Raw genomic sequence first — 229 nt, 5'->3', positions numbered from 1 at the left:
ATTGTGTTCCTGCTGATGAAACTGTAGATGAACGAACTTCAACTGTATAGTTTCCTGCTCCTAATGTAGTAGCTACTATTAATGGACTTGTTGTATTTCCTGTTACCCAACCTGCTCCATCAATATTATATTCAAATGAAGCTCCAAAGTTTGTAGCTGTTATAGTAATCTCTCCATCTGTATCTCCATTACATGAAACTGCTGAACCAACTGCGCTTGCTGTGAATTC

At 38.0% G+C, this 229-nt stretch carries 1 protein-coding gene; it reads right to left on the bottom strand.

The window, feature by feature from the left end:
* Positions 1-229: hypothetical protein (locus Q1A46_RS20865; RefSeq protein WP_299683596.1), on the bottom strand; the 229-nt coding region annotated here is incomplete at both ends.

This window comes from uncultured Tenacibaculum sp., from assembly GCF_947502995.1.
Lineage (GTDB): Bacteria > Bacteroidota > Bacteroidia > Flavobacteriales > Flavobacteriaceae > Polaribacter.
This window is presented reverse-complemented; position numbering and strand designations above follow the sequence as displayed.